We start from the raw sequence: 19,079 nt of genomic DNA, 5'->3' as shown, positions 1-19,079 counted from the left end.
GGCCCGCCGGGCCCACCCGCGTCCTCCTTCCGCACCCTCCTTTTTCAGCCGAAGCGGCCGAGGCCGCTCGGTGCGTCGCCGTGCCCCGGCGGTAACGTGCGGGGCTGCGAAAGAAGGACGGACACGGGACGGGGGAGCGGTGCGCGGGATAGTCGTCCATCTTCCGGAGGGCCACGGCACCGACGCCGTCACCCTCCGCCTCGGGCCGGGCGAGCGGGTGCGGTTCGGCCGCGGCTCGGCGGCCACCCCGGTCGGACTCCGCCTCGACGACGAGGCGGTGTCCCGGCTCGCCGGAGAGATCCGCGCGACCGACGACCACTGGCAGCTGACCAACCTCTCCGCCACCCACGGCTACCTGGTGGAGAACCCGGAGGGCGCGGGCGAGTACCTGCGGGTGCCGCCGCGCCGCGTCGGCGCGCCCATCCCCTTCGAGTTCTCCCGGGTGGTGCTGCCGTCCCGCCGCGAACCCCCGGTGTCCTTCCAGGTGTTCGCGCCCGACCACGTCTACCTGGACCCGCACGCCACCGGCGGCTCCTGGGAGAGCCGTACCCTCACCGCCTACTCCCTGGACGAGACCGCCACGTACTTCCTGGTCCTCGTCGCCCTCTGCGAACCCTGGCTGCGCGACGAGTCGCCCGTCGCCGTGCCGACCACACCGCAGGTCGTGGACCGGCTGCGCGGCCACCCGGGCTGCGCCAGGCTCACCGCCCGCGCGGTGAGTTCGCACCTCGACTACCTCGCCGACGAGAAGCTCCGGATCGGCGCGCCCGCCCCCGACCCGGCGGCCCGCGCGGACCGGCGCAGCGGCAAGCGGGAGGCCGTCGTCGGCGTCGCGCTGAAGTTCGGCATCGTCCGCGAGGAACACCTGGCGCTGCTGCCCGCCAGGACCGCGGAGAGCCCGGGCGCCGCCGAACCCGCGACGGGAAGTGCCGAGCCCGGACGGCAGGCGTGACCCCGGTGGCGTCGGACCGGACCGCCTCCTGGGCGGGTGAGGAGACCCAACTGCTGCCGCCCGGCCACCGGGTGGGCGACTGGATCGTCACCGAGCCCATCGGCAGCGGCGGTTGGGCGACGGTGTACGCGGCCCGCGCGGCGGACGGCCCCGGTGAAGGGTCCACGGGCGGCGCCGCCGAAGGGCCCGCCGAGGCCGCCCTCAAGGTCCTGCCGACCGCCGGACTCGGCCCGCACCAGGCCCGCAAGGTCGCCGAGGCCGCCCGCCGCGAGGTCGCGCTCGCCCGCACCGCCCCGCACCCCCGGCTCGTGCGGCTCCTGGACACCCTGGTTCTCGCCGCCCCCGGACTCCCCGCCCTGGACGGCGCGATCGTCCTCGTCATGGAACGCGCCCGGTGCAGCCTGCGGGAGTTGCTGCACACCGGCATCGACGCGGCGCGGGGCGCCCGGATCGTCACCGGGATCTGCGAGGGCCTCGCCCATCTGCACGGCTCCGGCTGGGTGCACACCGACCTCAAACCGGAGAACGTGCTCGTCGGCGACGACGGCGAGGTCCGGCTCTCCGACTTCGGCTTCGCCATCGAACTCACCGGCACCCACGGCTACGCCGCCCCGATGGGCACCCTCGACTACCTGCCGCCGGAGCGCTGGAAGGAACCGCTCGGCGAGCACGGCGTCCGGATCAGACCGACCGCCGACATCTGGGCGCTCGGCATCGTGATCCACGAGGTGTTCGCCGCCGGGGCCTCCCCGTTCCCCGGCGCCACCCCCACCCAGCGCGGGGCGGCCGTCCAGGAGTACGCCGAGGGCCGCGCCGCACTGCGTATGGACCACGCCCTGCCGGAGTTCTGGCGCGCCCTGGCCGCCGACTGCCTGGCCCCCGGCCACACCGCCCGGGCGCCGCACACCGCCGACAGCCTGCTGGCCCGGATCCGTACCGAACAGCCCGCCGCCCCGCCGCGCCGACGCCGCGGGACGCGCGCCGCGCTGCTCACCCTCGTCGGCTGTCTGCTCGCGGGCGGCGGCGGCGCGCTCTGGTGGTACGCGGCGGACGCCTCCGGCACCCATGGTCCGGGGCGCGGCGCCCCGGCCGCCGGGCCGGCCGGCATCCGGGTGTTCAACGCCGAGCGCGGCTGCCAGGGCCGTACGGACCGGGAACCGCAGTGCAGCCTCGGCCTCGCCGTCGACCCGCGCCGCGCGTACACGGCGGAGAACGTGGTGCCGACCCGGGTCTGGCACGGCGACGTCCTCGACGCCGAGTGCCGGCTCGCCCGGGGCAAGCCGATCATCGACGAGGAGGACCTGACCTCCACGGTCTGGTACCGGGTGCGGCTGCCGGGGCCCGACCGGGCGGCGACCGCCTGGCTGCCCGCCGTCCGCACCAAGGACCGCCCGGACCTGCCGCCCTGTCCCTGAAGCGGTGCCGTCGCTTCGGTCCGGGGACAGGGCGCGGGTCCGGGCGGGGCGCTGTCTACCAGATCGCCTCGACCCACTCCGGGTGGTCGATGAACGGGTTCCGGTTGCCCTGGTACGACGTGTAGATGACGTCGTTGCGCCGCTCCTCGAACGCGCTCGGCGGGTCCTGCTCGTTCCACTGCTTCAGGACCGAGAGCCGCCCGTGCCACGGCACGCTCCCGTTGCTGGTCGACTCGTTGGGCTCCAGGTCGGCGAACGCGTCGTCGCCCTCGTACCGCACGGCCATGTAGAGGATCATGCGGGCCACGTCGCCCTTGTCCGCGTCGCGCGGCTCGAAGGAGTTGCTGTCCGTGTAGCTGCCCGGCGCGCCGCTCACGGGGCTGCCGCCGTTGTCGAAGTCCTTGTTGCCGCGGATGCTGTTGACCTGGACGTCGGCGGCGCGCAGATGGTGCAGATCGGTGCCGGGACCGGCCGAGGTGCCGAAGTTCCCGTGCGACTGGGCCCACACGTGCTCACGGTTCCAGTCGCCGACGTCACCGCCGTTGAGGCTCTTGGCGCGCGAGGTGCCGCTGTAGAGCAGCACCACGTTGTTGGTGTTGTTCGGGTCCTGGTCGGTGGTCTTCAGGGCGTTCCAGACCGCGTCGTACGAGATCCTGGTCTGCTTGCCGATGATGGTGTGCAGCGCGGACTTGAGGCTCGGACCGGTCTTGCCGACGGCGTTCTTGTAGTACGTGCTGTCGTAGGCCGTGGTCGTGGCGTCGGCGGGAGTCGCGGTGACCGTGGGGAGCACGAGGGCGGCCAGGACGGCGGGTATCGCCGCCCAGAGCTGCCATCTGCCTCTCTGTGCAACGGACATGGGGGCCCTTTCCCGGGAACGGCACGCGGACAGAACCCCGCGGCAGGCTCAATGCCCCTGGGGATCTACGCGTGTTGACGTGATGACACCGGGAGGGTGGCACGGCCGGAAGACCGGGTGTGTGACGCGGAGAAGGATTTTCCGTGACGGTCTCGCACAGGAGGCAACCGGAACGCCCGACTTGCCGTTAGGGGGCCCGTTCGTCCCCTGCGACGGGCCGCTCAGCGGTCGACGGGCAGACCGTGCGGCTCCTTGACGCGCTTCATGATGATCTGCGAGTTCACCTCGGTGACCCCGGCGAGCGTGGTCAGCCGCTCGATCCACAGCCGCTCGTACGCCGTGAGGTCGGCCACCGCGATCCGCAGCAGGCAGCCGGGGCTGCCGAACAGCCGGTACGCCTCGATCACATCCGGGATCTCCTGGAGCGCCGACTCGAACGCCTCCACCGTCTCGCGGTCCCGCTTCACCTCGACCGAGACCAGCACCTCGAAGCCGCGGCCGACCGCCGCCGGATCGATCACCGCGCGATACCCCTGGATCACCCCGTCCTGCTCCAGCTGGCGGACCCGCCGCAGACAGGGGGACGGGCTCAGGCCCACCCGCTGGGCCAGCTCCTGATTGCTCAGCCGGCCGTCCGCCTGAAGCTCACGCAAGATGTGGAGATCGATTCGGTCCATGACGCAATTATCCACCACGGAATTCATAAGTCCGGGCCAGATTGGCAATCGTATTGCGCGAAGATCGGCCTATCGTTGCGACGTACACCCGAAGGAAGGACAGCACGTCATGAAGTGGACGCGTGACAACCGGCCGCGCCGCATCGTGGTCATCAGCACCGGCGGCACGATCGCCAGCCGCTGGAACGGCAGCGGCTACACCGCCGACGCCTCCGGCGACGACGTCATGGCCACCGCCGCGCTCCCCGACAACGTGCTGGTCGAGGTCCGTGACCTCTTCAACGTCAACAGCTCCCGGATGACCACCGACCGGCAGCTCGCGCTGCTGCGCGCCGTCCACGAGACGCTCGCCGACCCCGGCGTCGACGGCATCGTCGTCACCCACGGCACCGACACCCTCGAGGAGTCGGCCTTCTTCCTCGACCTGCACCACGACGACCCCCGCACGGTGGTCCTCACCGGCGCCCAGCGGCCCTTCGGCACCGGGGACGGCGACGGCCCCGGCAACCTGTACGACGCCCTCCAGGTCGCCGCCACCGTGCACGGCCTCGGCGTCCTCGTCGTCTTCGACGGCCTGGTCCACGCCGCCCGCGGCACCGTCAAGACCAAGACCCTCGACGCCGACCCGTTCGCCGACCCGTCGGGCCGCCGCGTCGGCCGCCTCGGCTTCGGCCAGGTCGACATCGAGCGGGAACCCGAGCGCCCGGCCGCCCTGCCGCTGCCCGCGCCCGGCCGCCCCGCGCCCCGCGTCGACATCGTGACGCACCACTCCGACGCCGACCCGGTCCTCTTCGAGGCCGCCGTCTCCGCCGGAGCCCGTGGCATCGTCCTGGTCGGCACCGGGGCGGGCAACGCCACCCCGGAGATCGCCGACGCGGTCGCCCGCGCCGTCGACCAGGGCGTCCACGTCGTCCTCTCCACCCGGGTCGCCTCAGGGCCCGTCGCCGAGGTCTACACCGGCGGCGGCGCCGTCGACCTGGCCGCCGCGGGCGCCGTCCTGGCCGGCACCCTGCGCCCCGGCCAGGCCCGGATCGCGCTGCTGTCCGCGCTGCTCGCCGACATCCCGTCGTACGAGCGCCGCACCCAGCTGCTCCGCGGCCTCCTCGACGGCCCGGTGCGCGCCGAGCCCGCGCTCGCCGTCACCCACTGAGCCGCTGCCCACCGGGCCGCCGCCCACCGAGCCGCCCCCACCGAGCCGCCGCCCCGGCACCCGTACGCCCGCCGTTCCCGCCGTCCTCCCCGCACCAGGCAAGGCAGACCGACACGTGAACCACGCACCGGCCACCCTCCCCGCTCCCGCCCACGCCGGTGTGCGGCGCGAGCACGACCTGCTCGGCGACCGTGACGTCCCCGCCGACGCCTACTGGGGCGTGCACACCCTGCGCGCCACGGAGAACTTCGCCATCACCGGCATCCCGATCTCCGTCTACCCGCAGCTGATCGGCGCGCTCGCCGCCGTGAAGGAGGCCGCCGCCCTCGCCAACGAGGAACTGGGCCTGCTGCCCGCCGCCAAGGCCCGGGCCATCGTCGACGCCTGCCGGGAGATCCGGGGCGGCGCGCTGCACGCCGAGTTCGTCGTCGACGTCGTGCAGGGCGGCGCGGGCACCTCCACCAACATGAACGCCAACGAGGTCGTCGCCAACCGCGCCCTCGAACTCCTCGGCCACGCCAAGGGCGACTACACCCACCTCCACCCCAACGAGGACGTCAACCTCGGCCAGTCCACCAACGACGTCTACCCGACCGCCATCCGCATCGCCGCGATCGGCGCCGCCCGCGAACTGCTGCGCGCCATGGCCGTGCTCCAGGACGCCTTCGCGGAGAAGGCCGTCGAGTTCGGCACGGTCGTCAAGATGGGCCGCACCCAGCTCCAGGACGCCGTGCCGATGACCCTCGGCCAGGAGTTCTCCACGTACGCCGTGATGCTGGAGGAGGACCGCGGCAGGCTCGCCGAGGCGATCGAGCTGATCCACGAGATCAACCTCGGCGCCACCGCCATCGGCACCGGCCTCAACGCGGCCCCCGGCTACGCCGAGACCGCCCGCCGCCGGCTGGCCGAGATCACCGGCCTGCCCCTGGTGACCTCCGCCAACCTGATCGAGGCCACCCAGGACTGCGGCGCCTTCGTCCAGCTCTCCGGCGTCCTCAAGCGGATCGCCGTCAAGCTCTCCAAGACCTGTAACGACCTGCGCCTGCTGTCCTCGGGCCCGCGCGCCGGGTTCGGCGAGATCAACCTGCCGCCGGTGCAGGCCGGTTCGAGCATCATGCCCGGCAAGGTCAACCCGGTCATCCCCGAGGTCGTCAACCAGGTCGCCTTCGAGGTCATCGGCAACGACATGACCATCACCATGGCGGCGGAAGGCGGCCAGCTCCAGCTGAACGCCTTCGAACCGGTCATCTTCCACGCCCTGTCGAAGAGCCTGACCTCCCTCAAGGCGGCCTGCCTCACCCTCGCCGAGCGCTGCGTCACCGGCATCACCGCCAACACCGAGACCCTGCGGGCGAGCGTCGAGAACTCCATCGGCCTCGCCACCGCCCTCAACCCGCACCTCGGCTACACGGCGGCCACCGCCATCGCGCAGGAAGCCCTCGCCACCGGCCGCTCGGTCGCCGAACTCACCCTGGAGAAGGGCCTCCTGCCGCCCGAGCGGCTCGCGGAACTGCTCACCCCGGAGTACCTGACGGGCACCGACGGCGGCGTGCTGCGCCCCTGAACCTCAGGCCCGCGGGGCTTTCAGGCCCGCGGCAGCGCGAAGTTGAACTCGCCCGAGCCGAACGTGCCGTACAGGCGCAGCCACAGCGGGAGCACCTGCTCCACGGCCCGCGCGGCCGTGAGGTCCCCGAGGTCGACGACGCGGTGGATCGGCCAGCCGAAGGCGGTCAGGAGGGTCGTGACGACCTCCTTCGCCTCGGCGTCGTCGCCGCACACGAAGACCACGTGCTCGCCCGGCACCCGGGCCGGGTCGACCATCACCGTGTTCGTCATCGTGTTGAGGGTCTTCACCACCCGCGCCGCCGGGAACGCCGCCTGCAGCTGCTCCGCCACACTGCCCTCCGGCGGCGGCAGCACGCGCGGCGCGCCCGTCGAGAAGTCGAGCGCGTTCGCCACGTCGACGAGCACCTTGCCCGCCAGGTTCGCCTCGCCCGCCGCCCGCAGCGCGGCGAGCGACACCAGGCCGCCGGTCGCGTTCACCACCAGCTCGGCCCCCGCCGCGGCCGACTCGAAGGTGCCGTGCGCCGCGTCGTGCGCCGCCGCCCACTCCTTCGCGCCGGGGTGGTCCGCGGACCGCGACCCCAGGATCACCTCGTGGCCGACCTCGACCAGCTTGCTCGCGAGTCTCCGGCCGACCTCACCGGTGCCGAGTACGGCGATTCTCATGTGCTGTGCTCCATCCGTGGGTTCAGGTGCGCGCCGCCGTGCGGCACGCCGTCCGGGTCGAACCGTACGGCCCCGCCCGTTGTTCCCGGCACCGGCCGGGCCGAAGGTCCCGGGCTTTCGTCCCACGACCCGTGACCAATGCCGGACACCACAGCCGCCCCACGGGTCTCTCATGGAAGGAGAAGAGGGACGAGGTGGGTCATGGCAGAGCACGAGAACGACGCCCGGCGTACGGAGAAGCGCGGATTCTGCACCCTGTGCAAGTCGCGCTGCGCCGCCGTCTACACCGTCACCGACGGCCGCATCACCGATGTCCGCCCCGACCCCGACCACCCCAACGGAGCAGCCCTCTGCCCCAAGGGCCGCGCCGCCCCCGAGCTGGCCCACGGCACCGGACGCCTCACCACACCACTGCGCCGCACCCGCCCCAAGGGCGACCCGGACCCCGGCTGGCAGCCGGTCTCCTGGGACGAGGCCCTGGCCGAGATCGCCCGCAGGATGCGGGAGATCGCCGCCGAGACCGGCCCCGAGTCCGTGGCCTTCGCCGTCGCCACGCCCAGCGGCACCGGCGTCGCCGACGCGACCGAGTGGATCGAGCGGCTGATCCGCGGCTTCGGCAGCCCCAACACCGTCTACAGCGCCGAGATCTGCAACTGGCACAAGGACGGCGCCCACCTCTACACCTTCGGCGGCCCGCTGCCGCCGCCCGACTGGGCGCACACCGACCTCGCGCTGCTCTGGGGCTTCGATCCGGCCAAGACCTGGCTCTCCCAGTCCGCCGCCCTCGCCGCCGCCCAGGCCAGGGGCGCCCGGCTCGCCGTCGTCGACCCCCGCCGCTCCACCAGCGCCCGCACCGCCGACCGCTGGCTGCGGATCCGCCCCGGCACCGACGCGGCCCTCGCCCTCGGCATCGCCCACCTGCTCATCGAACAGGGAGGCTACGACGAGGAGTTCGTCCGCGCCTGGACCAACGCCCCACTGCTCGTACGGGCGGACAACGGCAAGCTGCTGCGCGCCGCCGAGCTGCCGCCGGAGCTGCTCGGCACGGACGGTGAACCCGCCGACGGGGCCGAGGGGTTCGTCGTCTGGGACGAGCGGGCCGGGCGCCCGGAGCCGTACGACACCCGGCGCGCCGCCGACCGCCCCGAGCGCTTCGCGCTCACGGCGGCGGGCACCGGCGGCGCTACCGGCCGGACCACCCTCACCGTCCCCACCCGCACCGAAGGCCCGGTCGCCTGCGTGCCCGCCTTCCAGCGCTACGCCGAAGCCTGCGCCGCCTGGCCGGCCGACCGGGCCGCCCGCACCACCTGGGTCCCCGAGCGGGAGATCCGCGCCCTCGCCGCCGACATCGCCGCCGCGGGCTCCGTCGCCTACTACGGCTGGACCGGCGTCGCCCAGAGCGCCAACGCCGCCCAGACCGAACGCGCCCTCGCCTGCCTGCGCGCCCTCACCGGCTCCCACGACGCCCCCGGCGGCAACCTGGTCGCGCCCCCGCCGCCGTACCGCTCGGCGACCGGGCTCGACCACTTCCCGCCAGGACAGCGCGAGAAGGCCCTCGGCCTGGACCGGCACCCGCTCGGCCCGCAGGCATCCGGGTACGTGGCCATGGCCGACGTGGCCCGCGCCGCCGAGGAGGGCGCGCCCTACCCCGTACGCGCCCTGATCGCCTTCGGCTCCAACCTGGTCGTCGCCCAGCCCGACTCCGACCGCACCGCCCGCGCCCTGCGCGCCCTGGACTTCCAGGTGCACCTGGACCTCCACCTCACCCCGACCGCCGACAGTGCCGACCTGGTCCTGCCGGTCAACAGCCCGTACGAGCGCGAGGCGCTGCGCTTCGGCTTCGAGTCCAGCCGCCGCGCCCAGGAACAGGTCCAGCTGCGGCCCCGGATCGTCGCGCCGCAGGGCGAGTCCCGCTCCGACCTGGAGGTGGTCTTCGACCTCGCGGTACGGCTCGGCCTGGGCGACCGGTTCTTCGACGGGGACATCGAGGCCGCCTGGAACTGGCAGCTCGCCCCGCTCGGCCTCACCACGGACCAGTTGCGCGCCGCTCCGGGCGGGGTCCGGGTCCCGCGCGCCCCCGGTCACCGGGGCTACGCCGAGCCCGCCGCCGCGTCCGGTGCCGGACCGGCCGAGGGGCCCGCCGCCGTGACCGGCTTCGCCACCCCCACCCGCCGCGTCGAGCTGTACTCCGAGCGGCTGCTCGACCACGGCTACCCGCCGGTGCCCGAGCACCGCGACCCGCTCGCCCCGGACGCCGCCCACCCCCTGGTCCTCACCTCCGCCAAGCACGGCTCCTTCGTGCACAGCCAGCACCGCGGGATCGGCTCGCTGCGCCGCCGGTCCGCCGACCCCGCGCTCCACCTCCACCCGGAGACCGCCGCCGCGCGCGGGATCGCCGAGGGCGCCTGGACAGAGCTCGCCACCCCGCTAGGCTCGGTCCGGCTGCGGGCCCGCTTCGACGACTCGCTGCACCCGGGGGTCGTCTCCGCCGAGTACGGCTGGTGGCAGGCGGCCCCCGACCTCGGGCAGCCCGGCGCCGACCCGCTCACGGCGGGCGGCTCCAACGTCAACCGGCTCGTCGACGCCTCCGTCACCGACCCGCTGAGCGGCTCGGTGCCGCTGCGCGAGGCGGTCTGCCAGGTGCGCCGCGCACCGGAGGACCACAGCTGGGCGGGCACCCGTACGTTCACCGTCGTCGCGCTCGGCACCGACGGGCGCGGGGTACGGCGGGTCCGCCTCGCCCCGGCCGACGGCGGCCCGCTCCCGGACCACCTGCCAGGTCAGCACGTCACCGTCCGCGCCGAGGACGCCCTGCCCGGCGTGGTCCGCTCCTACTCCCTGACCGGACCCGCGCGCACGCCCGGCGGACAGGAGCGGTCGCACTACGACCTGGCGGTGCGGCACGAGCCGGACGGCGTCTTCTCCGGCCACGTCCACCAACGGCTCCGGGTCGGCGACCGGCTCGAACTCACCGCACCCGCAGGCGTGTTCTGCCTCCCCACCGACATCGAGGCGCCCGTGGTGCTGTGCGCGGGCGGCATCGGCATCACCCCGTTCCTCAGCCAGCTGGAGACCCTGGCCGCGACCGGCGGCACCGTCCCCGAGGTCGTGCTCCACTACGGCAACGCCACCCCCGAGACCGCCGCCTTCCGCGCCCGCCTCCGCGAACTCGCCTCCCGGCTGCCGCAGTTGACCGTGGTCGACCACCTCGGCCCGATCCCGCTCGACACGGTCGCCACCCCCGACCTGCTCGCCCGCCGGGCCCGCTTCTACCTCTGCGGACCCGAGCCCATGCTCGCCGCCCTGACCGAGGGCCTGCGGGAACGGGGCGTGCCGCGCTTCGAGATCTTCAGCGAGCGCTTCCGTGCGGAGCGGCGCGCCGTCGACGTCCCCGAGGGCGCCGAGTTCACCGTCCGGTTCGCCCGCTCCGACCGCGAGACGGTCTGGCGCGCTGGGGACGGCGCCACCCTCCTCGACCTGGGCGAACGCGCCGGTGTCCGGCTGCCCAGCGGCTGCCGGGTCGGCCAGTGCGAGAGCTGCGCCTGCCGGGTGACGAAGGGCGCCGTGGCCCACCTGGTCACCCCGTCCGACGACCTCCCGGATGACCAGGCGCTGACCTGTCAGGCGGTGCCGATGTCGGACCTGGTGATCGACGCCTGAGGTTCCTCCCGCGGTGGCGCGGCGCGGTGGGCGGGGGGCCTCACCGCGCCGGCGGGGCGCACGGTAGATTGAACGCGTTCAAAGTTCGATGGACGGGGGAGAGTGTGATGAACGGCGACGCGGGCGGTCTACGTGAGCTGGGGCGCGTGTTCGGGCGGATGGGGTGGTGCGTGCTGCTGTATGTCGCGTTGCACGCGGCGGCGTGGCTCGCCGTCTCGCAGACCGTCGGGTGGGGCGAGACCTTCCTGGGGATCATGGCGACGGGCCGGGACCTGTTCCCGTTCGTCGGGATCCCGACCCTGCTGATCGGGGTGTGCGCGGCATCGGTGCACCAGCGCATGGATCCCGTCAGGTTCCGCATCGTCCTGGGCCTGTCGCTCGTCCCCTGGGTGTGGCCGCTCCTCGCGAGCAGTTCGGCGGAGCCGCTGCTCTTTCAGGTCCTCGCGCAGCTCGCCTTCGCCGCGCTGATCCCGGCGCCCCTCTTCCCGGAGCGCTGGGCCGGTGCGGCGCGTGGCGGTGGCCGGTAGGAGGGCGGGTCCGGCGAGGGGGCCGGTGAGTCGGGCGCACTCACGCTTCAACTGGACAAAGCCGACGTTCACCACAAAGTGGTAGTCGTGCACCACGGCGGTGCACGAGGAACCGGCCTCCAGGGAGCAGCCTCCATGCCCACCACCGCCCGCCACGCCGCCACCGCCGAACCGGCCGCACCCGACACCCCGGAGGCGATCGACAGCCCGGACGCGCTCGACCTGGCCGCCGCCCGGCTGCTCGACACCGCCGCCTGGCAGGAGATCGTGGGCCGGTGGACGGAGTCGGCGCCGGGACCGGCGGGCCCGGGCGCCCCGGGCGGGGCGGGCGGGGCGGACGACTGGCGGCGGCTGCTCTCGGTACCCGTCGAGCAGTTGGTCGCCGACGCGCTGGACGCCGTGGAGCGCGCGCGCCGACGGGAGGCCGCGGGCCCGGCACCGTACCCCGGAGCGGCCCCGCTGCCCGGGTGGATCGGCGCGATCCTGCCCGACCGGCTGCACACCTGGCGCCGGATCGGCCGCGCCGACGTGCTCCCGTCGGCGCATCTCGCCCACGCCCGGCGGGTCCTGACGGAATGGGGCTGGCAGAACACCCCCTACCGGCTCCGCGACCGGCGCGGCGCCCGCTGCGTCTGCGGCGCGATGCTCGCCGCGCACCGGCTCGGCCACGGCAGCGCCGCCACCATGAACGAGGCCGGGGCCTGGATGCTCGAAGAGCTCCGCTCACGCGGCTGGCACCAGCTCATCGGCCCCTGGAACCGCGCCCCGGGCCGCACGGCCACCGACGCCCTCGCCCTGGTGGACGCGACCATCGCCCGCGCGACCCGGGCGGGTCGCTAGGCCCTCGCCGTACACGGCACGCCGTACACGACACGCCGTACACGACACGCCGTACGGCGAGGGCCCGGCGGCCGTGCTACGGCCGGAAGCCCGGCACCCGGGCGTCCAGCGGCTGCGGCACCGTCGCGCGCGCCGGGGCCGTGCCCCGGGCGGCGGGTGCCGACGGCGCGGCGGGCGCCGGCGCCTTCGCGGCACCGGCCAGCGCCCCGTCCACATGCGCGACCAGCGCCTCGGTGATGGGATCCGGCAGCCACTGGCCACTGGCCTCGTCGAACCGCTGGTACTTCATCAGGTTGTAGCCGATCGACACCTGACGGCGGCCGTCCTCGCTCGCGAGCGACCAGGTGCCCGCCCCGAACACGCCGCCGTCGTGGCCCCACGCCCAGTTCCCGCTCGGCATCCGCAGCGTGTACAGGCCGAGGCCGTACCGCATCGACTCCGGCACGCCGGGCACCGGTTCGGCGGTCGGCACGGTGGTCTTCATCGCGCGCAGCGAGGCGGGGGAGAGCAGCTTCCCGCCGAGCAGCGCGCGGTAGAAGGTGTTGAGGTCGTCCATCGTCGACACCATCGCGCCCGCCGTGCCCGCCCACGACATGTCGTACGTGCTGTAGTCGCGCGGCGGATCGATGTAGCCGTAGAACGACTCGTACATCCCCGCGTGCGGGCCCTTGACGGCCGCCGTCGACGGGAAGTAGGTATGGCGCAGACCGGCCTTGCGGATGACCTGGCGCGTGATGTAGCGCTCGGCATTCTCACCGGTCACCCGCTCCAGGATCAGCCCGGCGAGCACATAGTTGGTGTTCGAGTACGACCAGGTGCCGCGCTCCACCACCGGCGGGGCGGCCAGGCCGAGCCGGGCCAGTTCGCGCGGGTCGACGCGCCGGAACCGCTGGGCGTCGAGCGCCTTCCCGGGGTCCTGGAGAATGCCGGGGAACGCCGGGACGATGTAGTCCGGGATGCCACTGGTGTGGTTGAGCAGCATCCGTACGGTGACCTTCGCGCCGCGCTCGCCGTCGACCAGGTCCGGCAGATAGCGGCCGACCGGCGCGTCCAGGTCGATCCGGCCGCGCTCCACCTCCTTCAGGACCGCGACGGCCGTGAAGGTCTTGGTGATGCTGCCGATCCGGTGTTCGAAGCCCGGGGCCATCGGCCGCCCGGTGGCCGGATCGGCCACGCCGGTCGCGCCGCGCCAGCGCTGCGAGCCGTCCCGGACGGCCGAGTAGGCGCCGTACATCCCGGCGTCCCGGAAGGCGTCGAGCGAGCCGCGCAGCGCGGCCCGGTCGAGCCCGGGACGGTGCTGGCGGTCGGCAGAGGACGTGGTGGCGCTCGTGGCGGCGCCCGGGCGGGCGGTGGCGGCCTGCGCGGGCAGCACCCCGAGCGAGAGCGCGAACAGGGCGGTGGTGGCCACGGCCGTGGTGCGGGCCGAGGCCGAGCGGCCCGGGCGGGCCGGACCCGTCAGGTCGTCCCGGCGGGCCGGACCCGTCAGGTCGTCCCGGCGGGCCGGGCCGTCAAGGCCGTCCTTGCGGTCCGGGCCTGCGGTGCGCGGGAGGCGCATGCGGAGTTCCCCCTCCGTCGATCGTCCGTGCACGCTCCGTGCACGCTCCGTGCACGGACCGTCCATCCTCGCCGGACACCGCCGCTCACCGCGTCCTCCCCGGGAACGATCATGATCGTCGGAACGCATGAGCCCAGGCCCCCTACTCTGGGTGTAGGGGTCCGGGTCGTGCCAGGGGCCCAGGGGGCCGTTGCCCGCCCGCACGGGCAGGAAGCCGGTGGACATGTTCTTCACCGACCGAGTCGACGCCGGCCGGCAGCTCGCCGCGCTGCTCGTGCACCTCAAGGGGCACGATCCGGTGGTGCTCGGGCTGCCGCGCGGCGGGGTGCCCGTCGCCGCCGAGGTCGCCGACGCGCTCGACGCGCCCCTGGACATCTGCCTCGTCCGCAAGCTCGGCGTGCCCTACCAGCCGGAACTGGCCATGGGCGCCATCGGCGAGGACGGCGTCCGGGTCCGCAACGACCGGGTGATCGCCGACACCGGCGTCACCGAGCACGACCTCGCCGAGGCCGAGCACCGCGAGCGGGCGGTCCTCGCCGAACGGGCCCGCCGCTACCGGGGCGCCCGCGAGCCCGCCGTCCTCACCGGCCGCACCGCGGTGATCGTCGACGACGGCTTCGCGACCGGCGCCACCGCCCTCGCCGCCTGCCAGGTGGTACGCGCCAGGGGCGCCGCCCGGATCGTGCTCGCCGTCCCGGTCGCCCCGCAGGGCTGGGTGGCCCGGGTCGCGGACGTCGTCGACGAGACGGTGTGCGTGCGCGAGCCGTACTTCTTCCACGCCATCGGGCAGTTCTACGGCGACTTCAGCCAGACCCCCGACGACGACGTGGTCGCCGCACTCCGGCTGCGCCGCGGCGCCCGGGGCGCGGGCGGCATCGGCGGCGCGGGCACCGGCGGCGGGACGGAGACGGCCGTACGGGTGCCCCTCGGCGGCCCCGAGGCCGACGCGGTGCTCACCGTGCCCGAGGGCGCCACCGGCATCGTGCTCTTCGCCCACGGCAGCGGCAGCGGCCGCCGCAGCCCCCGCAACCGGGCGGTCGCCGCCACCCTGCGCCGCGCCGGGCTCGGCACCCTGCTCCTGGACCTGCTGACCGAGTCCGAGGCCACCGACCGCGCCCATGTCTTCGACACCCCGCTGCTCGCCGAACGCCTCACCCGGGCGGCCGACTGGCTGGCCCGCCGCCCCGGCACCCACGGGCTGCGGATCGGCTGCTTCGGCGCCAGCACCGGCGCCGCCGCCGCGCTCTGGGCCGCCGCCGAACCCGGCAGCACGATCGCCGCGATCGTCTCCCGGGGCGGCCGCCCCGACCTTGCCGAGGAGCGGCTGCCCGAGGTGACCGCGCCCACCCTGCTCGTCGTCGGCGGCGCCGATCCGCTGGTCCTCGACCTCAACCGGCGCGCCGAACGGCTGCTGCGCTGCGAGCACCGGCTCGTCGTGGTGCCCGGCGCGGGCCACCTCTTCGAGGAGCCGGGCGTCCTGGCCCAGGTGGGCACGCTGGCCGCGGCCTGGTTCGCCGACCGGCTGTGACGGGCGGGGCGTGAGGGGCGGGGGCGTGACGGGTGGGGCGCGACGGGTGGGGCCGGCCACCCGAACGGCGCAACGGCGGGCCGCGGATCCCGCCCGGTCCGGCCGGGTCCCGCCCGGGTGCGGCCCGATCCCGCCCGGTCCTCCGCTCAGGCCGCCGGGGACCCGCCCACGATCCGTTCCACCGCTGCCGCGATCAGCGCGTCCCGCTCCTCCTCCGAGAACACCTCGGGGAGGGTCAGGAGCTCCACGATCAGCCAGTTGAAGGCGAGCATCAGCAGCTTCACGGCGGTCGCGTCACCCGGGAGTCCGGAACCCTCGTGGTATGTGACATTGGCGTCGACGTCGGCCCGGACCCGCGCGGTGAGCACGGCCCGCAGCGCGGGCCGCCGGGTCGCCTCGAGACGGAGTTCGAGCAGCGCCAGATAGCCGGTCCGGAAGGAACTGACCCGCCCGACCAGCTCGCGCATCAGCTGGGTGTACGTGGCGAGGTCCGGGCTCGCGGTGCGCTGGCGCTCGATCGTCGCCTCGTCCGGCCGGAGCCGTTCGTAGACCCGCGCGCCCGCCTGCGTCAGCAGGTCGTCACGGTTGGCGAAGTAGTTGGACGCGGTGCCGGGCGGGACCGCGGCCTCGGTGTCCACCGCGCGGAACGTCAGCCCTCGGGCGCCCTCCCGGGCCAGCACCTCGATCGCCGCGTCCACCAGCGCCGCCCGCCGCTCCGGGTTCCGCCTCGCCACCGTCGTCACTCCTGTCGCCCGGTCCATCGTCCATCGTCCGTCGGTCCGGTACGTCCCCGCGCATCCGGCTCCGCGGCCGTGCCCGCACCAGCTCCCGGGGGAGCGTACTGCGTGCACCCACGAAGGGACGAAACGCGCGTCTCGACCGCCCGCGCGGCCCACCGGCCGCCCCCGGGTGCGGGGACGGCCGGGCGTGCGCACACGGTCCTGCGCGGTGCGGTACGCGCCCGGGGGCGGGCCGGCCCACACCGGCCCGTGCCGGGCGTGTGCTCACGGTGGAGTAGACCAATGCGGTGCGTCAAGGTGCGGGCGGCGGACCTGACGTACGCGTTGACGCAAAGGTCCGGACCAATTACCTTGCGGATGGCCCTCGTTCGGCGGACCCACAGCCGCAACTCCGAACCCGGGCCGCGACACCTGGAACACCCCGAACACCACACGGTCCCGCGACGCGCCCCGCTCCCGCACTCCTCACCGCGTCAAGGGAGTCCCATGGACACCAGAAAGCGCACCTCCCGCACCCTCCGCGCTCCTCGTACCTCCCGCACCGGCGGCCTCCGCCGCCTGCTCGGCCTGCTCAGCGCGTTCCTGCTCCTCCCGCTCGCCGCGCTCACCGCCCTCACCGGGCCCGCCGCCACGCCCGCGCACGCCGCGGGCGCCGTCACCGCGACCTTCAGTGCCGAGAACAACGGCAGCTGGTGGCGCGGGATCTACGTCATCCGCAACGGCACCACCACGCCCGTCAACGGCTGGACCCTCGAATTCGACCTGCCGGCCGGGGTGGCGATCAGCTCCCACTACAACGGCGATGCCACCGTCACCGGCAGCCATGTCACCGTCCGCAACGCCCACTACAACGGCACCGTCGCGGCGGGCGCCTCCACCGAGCCGTACAGCTACTGGTTCGTGGCCTCCGGCCCGATGACCGCGCCGGGCCGCTGCACGGTCAACGGCGGCAAGTGCGACGGCAGCCCCGACGTGCCGCCGGGCGCCCCCGGCGCCCCGCGCGCCACCGTCGTCACCACCCGCACCGTCGGTCTCGACTGGACCCCGGCCGCCGCGGGCGACCACCCCGTGACCGGCTACGAGGTGCTGTCCAAGGGCGCCGTGGTCGCGACCGCGACCTCCACCTCGGCGAGCGTCACCGGGCTCACCCCGGCCACCGCGTACAGCTTCACCGTCCGCGCCAAGGACGCCCGCGGCAACCTCGGGCCCGAGAGCGCGCCCGTCGCCGTCACCACCATCGACCCGGCGAGCGACCCCAACCCGCCCACCGCGCCCGGCGGTCTGCGCGCGACCGCCGTCACCTCCTCCAGCGTCGCCCTGGCCTGGAACGCGGCCACCGACGACCAGGGCGTCGTCGCCTACGACGTCTACCAGGGCGGCGTCCTCGCCCGCACGGTCCCGGCCGCCGCGACCTCGGTCACCGTCAGCGGCCTCGGCCCGGCCAACCCGTACACCTTCACCGTCCGCGCCCGCGACGCCGCCGACAACGCCTCGCCGCCGTCCGCCGCGCTCACCGTCACCACCGCCGACCTGGCGCCGGGCCGCCACCTCAAGGTCGGCTACTTCGCCCAGTGGGGCATCTACGGCCGCCAGTACTTCGTGAAGAACCTCGACACCTCGGGCGCCGCCGCCTCCCTCGACGTCGTCAACTACGCCTTCGAGAACATCGACCCGGTCAACCTCACCTGCCTCGCGGGCGTCACCAAGGGCGTCACGGGCAACCCGCAGGACCCTGACCAGGGCACCGGCGCGGGCGACGCCGACGCCGACTACGCCCGTCCGTTCAGCGCGGCCCAGTCCGTCGACGGCGTCGCCGACGACGGCTGGGGCAAACTGCGCGGCAACCTCAACCAGTTGAAGAAGCTCAAGGCCAAGCACCCGAACCTCAAGGTCGTCGTCTCGCTCGGCGGCTGGACCTACTCCAAGTACTTCTCCGACGTCGCCGCCACCGACGCCTCCCGGCAGAAGTTCGTCCGCTCCTGCATCGACGTGTGGATCAAGGGCAACCTGCCCGCCTACAACGGCGCGGGCGGTGAGGGCGTCGCCGCCGGGATCTTCGACGGCATCGACCTCGACTGGGAGTGGCCCGGCTCGCCCGACGGCCACCCCGGCAACCACTACGGCCCCCAGGACAAGGCCAACAACGCCGCCCTGGTCGCCGAGTTCCGCAAGCAGCTCGACGAACTCGGCGGCCCGCACCGCCTGCTGACCGCGTTCACGCCCGCCGACCCGGTCAAGATCGGCCAGGGCTGGGACCTTTCCAGGATCGGCTCCGCCCTCGACTACTTCATGGTCCAGGGCTACGACTTCCACGGCGCGGGCAGCGACAACTCCTGGGAACCCAACCGCACCGGCCACCAGGCCAACCTCGTCACCGACACCCAGGACCCGTACGGCTTCCACTTCAGCGTCGAGGAGTCGGTCAAGCCGTACCTGGCCGCCGGGATCAACCCGCGCAAGCTCACCATCGGCATCCCGTTCTACGGCCGCGGCTGGCAGGGCGTGACCGACGGTGGCGCGGCGGGCGAGTGGCAGAGCGCGACCGGCGCGGCGCCCGGCCAGTTCGCCGAGGAGGCGGGCGTACGGGGCTACTCCAACCTCATCGCCTCGGTGCCCAACCTCACCGTCCGCCACGACGAACAGTCCGGCGCCACCTCCGGCTACACCGGCCCCGGCGGCCAGTGGTGGAGCTTCGACGACACCTGGTCCATCGGCCGCAAGACCACCTGGCTGAAGTCGCAGGGCCTGCTCGGCGTCTTCATCTGGGAGATGTCCGGGGACACCGCCAACGGCACCCTGATGGGCGCCCTGCGCACCGGCCTCGGCTGATTCCTCCAGCGGTGGGGGGGGGCCCCCCGCCCCCCCCCCCCCCCCCCCCCCCCCCCCCCCCCGCCCCCCCCCCGCCGGGGCGGGCCCCGCCCCCCCCCCCCCCCCGCCCCCCCCCCCCGGG

The 19,079-nt window shown here is 74.4% G+C and carries 14 protein-coding genes; 9 read left to right on the top strand and 5 right to left on the bottom strand.

Annotated elements, in window-relative coordinates; genetic code table 11:
* Positions 1–139 precede the first annotated feature (139 nt).
* The gene (locus ACIPXM_RS35080; protein ID WP_401664094.1) at positions 140–952 is read left to right on the top strand and encodes a serine/threonine protein kinase; all 813 of its coding nucleotides are present in this window, start codon (positions 140–142) and stop codon (positions 950–952) included.
* 5 nt (positions 953–957) lie between these two features.
* Entirely contained in the window at positions 958–2,367 is a 1,410-nt protein-coding gene (locus ACIPXM_RS35075; protein ID WP_401664092.1) for a serine/threonine-protein kinase, read from the top strand.
* Positions 2,368–2,422: 55 nt separating this feature from the next.
* Here ACIPXM_RS35075 and ACIPXM_RS35070 read toward each other — a convergent pair whose 3' ends face one another.
* Positions 2,423–3,223 (bottom strand): endonuclease I family protein, encoded by an 801-nt coding sequence (locus ACIPXM_RS35070; RefSeq protein WP_401664089.1) that lies wholly within the window; start codon positions 3,221–3,223, stop codon positions 2,423–2,425.
* A 221-nt stretch (positions 3,224–3,444) separates the two neighbouring features.
* The gene (locus ACIPXM_RS35065) at positions 3,445–3,900 is read right to left on the bottom strand and encodes an Lrp/AsnC family transcriptional regulator (protein ID WP_401664086.1); all 456 of its coding nucleotides are present in this window, start codon (positions 3,898–3,900) and stop codon (positions 3,445–3,447) included.
* A 109-nt stretch (positions 3,901–4,009) separates the two neighbouring features.
* Between ACIPXM_RS35065 and ACIPXM_RS35060 the strand changes: the two genes are divergently transcribed.
* Together ACIPXM_RS35060 and ACIPXM_RS35055 are read left to right on the top strand one after the other, a co-directional pair.
* Complete coding sequence (locus tag ACIPXM_RS35060; protein WP_401664084.1) at positions 4,010–5,050, top strand: asparaginase; 1,041 nt, start codon at positions 4,010–4,012, stop codon at positions 5,048–5,050.
* Between the two features lie 115 nt (positions 5,051–5,165).
* Complete coding sequence (locus tag ACIPXM_RS35055; protein WP_401664082.1) at positions 5,166–6,614, top strand: aspartate ammonia-lyase; 1,449 nt, start codon at positions 5,166–5,168, stop codon at positions 6,612–6,614.
* A 20-nt stretch (positions 6,615–6,634) separates the two neighbouring features.
* On the opposite strand, the gene ACIPXM_RS35050 is transcribed toward ACIPXM_RS35055, so the two are convergent.
* Positions 6,635–7,279 (bottom strand): NADPH-dependent F420 reductase, encoded by a 645-nt coding sequence (locus ACIPXM_RS35050; RefSeq protein WP_401664080.1) that lies wholly within the window; start codon positions 7,277–7,279, stop codon positions 6,635–6,637.
* Between the two features lie 201 nt (positions 7,280–7,480).
* Here ACIPXM_RS35050 and ACIPXM_RS35045 point away from each other — a divergent pair, with 201 nt between their 5' ends.
* The 3 genes from ACIPXM_RS35045 to ACIPXM_RS35035 all read left to right on the top strand — a co-directional run bounded on the left by ACIPXM_RS35045 (position 7,481) and on the right by ACIPXM_RS35035 (position 12,306).
* The gene (locus ACIPXM_RS35045) at positions 7,481–10,939 is read left to right on the top strand and encodes a molybdopterin-dependent oxidoreductase (protein ID WP_401664077.1); all 3,459 of its coding nucleotides are present in this window, start codon (positions 7,481–7,483) and stop codon (positions 10,937–10,939) included.
* A gap of 107 nt (positions 10,940–11,046) precedes the next feature.
* Positions 11,047–11,466, top strand: coding sequence for a hypothetical protein (locus ACIPXM_RS35040; RefSeq protein WP_401664075.1), 420 nt, complete (start codon positions 11,047–11,049; stop codon positions 11,464–11,466).
* Between the two features lie 135 nt (positions 11,467–11,601).
* Positions 11,602–12,306: a hypothetical protein gene (locus tag ACIPXM_RS35035; RefSeq protein WP_401664073.1), complete on the top strand. Its 705-nt coding sequence runs from the start codon at positions 11,602–11,604 to the stop codon at positions 12,304–12,306.
* Positions 12,307–12,382: 76 nt separating this feature from the next.
* Here ACIPXM_RS35035 and ACIPXM_RS35030 read toward each other — a convergent pair whose 3' ends face one another.
* The gene (locus ACIPXM_RS35030; RefSeq protein ID WP_401664071.1) at positions 12,383–13,861 is read right to left on the bottom strand and encodes a serine hydrolase domain-containing protein; all 1,479 of its coding nucleotides are present in this window, start codon (positions 13,859–13,861) and stop codon (positions 12,383–12,385) included.
* 223 nt (positions 13,862–14,084) lie between these two features.
* Here ACIPXM_RS35030 and ACIPXM_RS35025 point away from each other — a divergent pair, with 223 nt between their 5' ends.
* Positions 14,085–15,389 carry a phosphoribosyltransferase family protein gene (locus ACIPXM_RS35025; protein WP_401664069.1) on the top strand — a complete coding sequence of 435 codons (1,305 nt, stop codon included), beginning with the start codon at positions 14,085–14,087 and terminating at the stop codon, positions 15,387–15,389.
* A 146-nt stretch (positions 15,390–15,535) separates the two neighbouring features.
* On the opposite strand, the gene ACIPXM_RS35020 is transcribed toward ACIPXM_RS35025, so the two are convergent.
* Positions 15,536–16,123: a TetR/AcrR family transcriptional regulator gene (locus tag ACIPXM_RS35020; RefSeq protein ID WP_401664066.1), complete on the bottom strand. Its 588-nt coding sequence runs from the start codon at positions 16,121–16,123 to the stop codon at positions 15,536–15,538.
* 492 nt (positions 16,124–16,615) lie between these two features.
* Here ACIPXM_RS35020 and ACIPXM_RS35015 point away from each other — a divergent pair, with 492 nt between their 5' ends.
* The gene (locus ACIPXM_RS35015) at positions 16,616–18,958 is read left to right on the top strand and encodes a glycosyl hydrolase family 18 protein (RefSeq protein WP_401664064.1); all 2,343 of its coding nucleotides are present in this window, start codon (positions 16,616–16,618) and stop codon (positions 18,956–18,958) included.
* Positions 18,959–19,079: the final 121 nt, after the last annotated feature.

Origin of the sequence: Streptomyces sp. NPDC090025, assembly GCF_044748125.1 — a bacterium.
In the GTDB taxonomy this organism is placed as follows: Bacteria; Actinomycetota; Actinomycetes; order Streptomycetales; family Streptomycetaceae; genus Streptomyces.
The sequence above is the reverse complement of the archived record's forward strand: the minus strand, read 5'-3'. Positions and strand labels throughout refer to the sequence as shown.

Coding starts and splice junctions, on each gene's coding strand:
- ACIPXM_RS35070 (WP_401664089.1), bottom strand. CDS start 3,223: ATGTCCGTTGCACAGAGAGGCAGATGGCAGCTCTGGGCGGCGATACCC.
- ACIPXM_RS35065 (WP_401664086.1), bottom strand. CDS start 3,900: ATGGACCGAATCGATCTCCACATCTTGCGTGAGCTTCAGGCGGACGGC.
- ACIPXM_RS35060 (WP_401664084.1), top strand. CDS start 4,010: ATGAAGTGGACGCGTGACAACCGGCCGCGCCGCATCGTGGTCATCAGC.
- ACIPXM_RS35050 (WP_401664080.1), bottom strand. CDS start 7,279: ATGAGAATCGCCGTACTCGGCACCGGTGAGGTCGGCCGGAGACTCGCG.
- ACIPXM_RS35045 (WP_401664077.1), top strand. CDS start 7,481: ATGGCAGAGCACGAGAACGACGCCCGGCGTACGGAGAAGCGCGGATTC.
- ACIPXM_RS35040 (WP_401664075.1), top strand. CDS start 11,047: ATGAACGGCGACGCGGGCGGTCTACGTGAGCTGGGGCGCGTGTTCGGG.
- ACIPXM_RS35035 (WP_401664073.1), top strand. CDS start 11,602: ATGCCCACCACCGCCCGCCACGCCGCCACCGCCGAACCGGCCGCACCC.
- ACIPXM_RS35030 (WP_401664071.1), bottom strand. CDS start 13,861: ATGCGCCTCCCGCGCACCGCAGGCCCGGACCGCAAGGACGGCCTTGAC.
- ACIPXM_RS35025 (WP_401664069.1), top strand. CDS start 14,085: ATGTTCTTCACCGACCGAGTCGACGCCGGCCGGCAGCTCGCCGCGCTG.
- ACIPXM_RS35015 (WP_401664064.1), top strand. CDS start 16,616: ATGGACACCAGAAAGCGCACCTCCCGCACCCTCCGCGCTCCTCGTACC.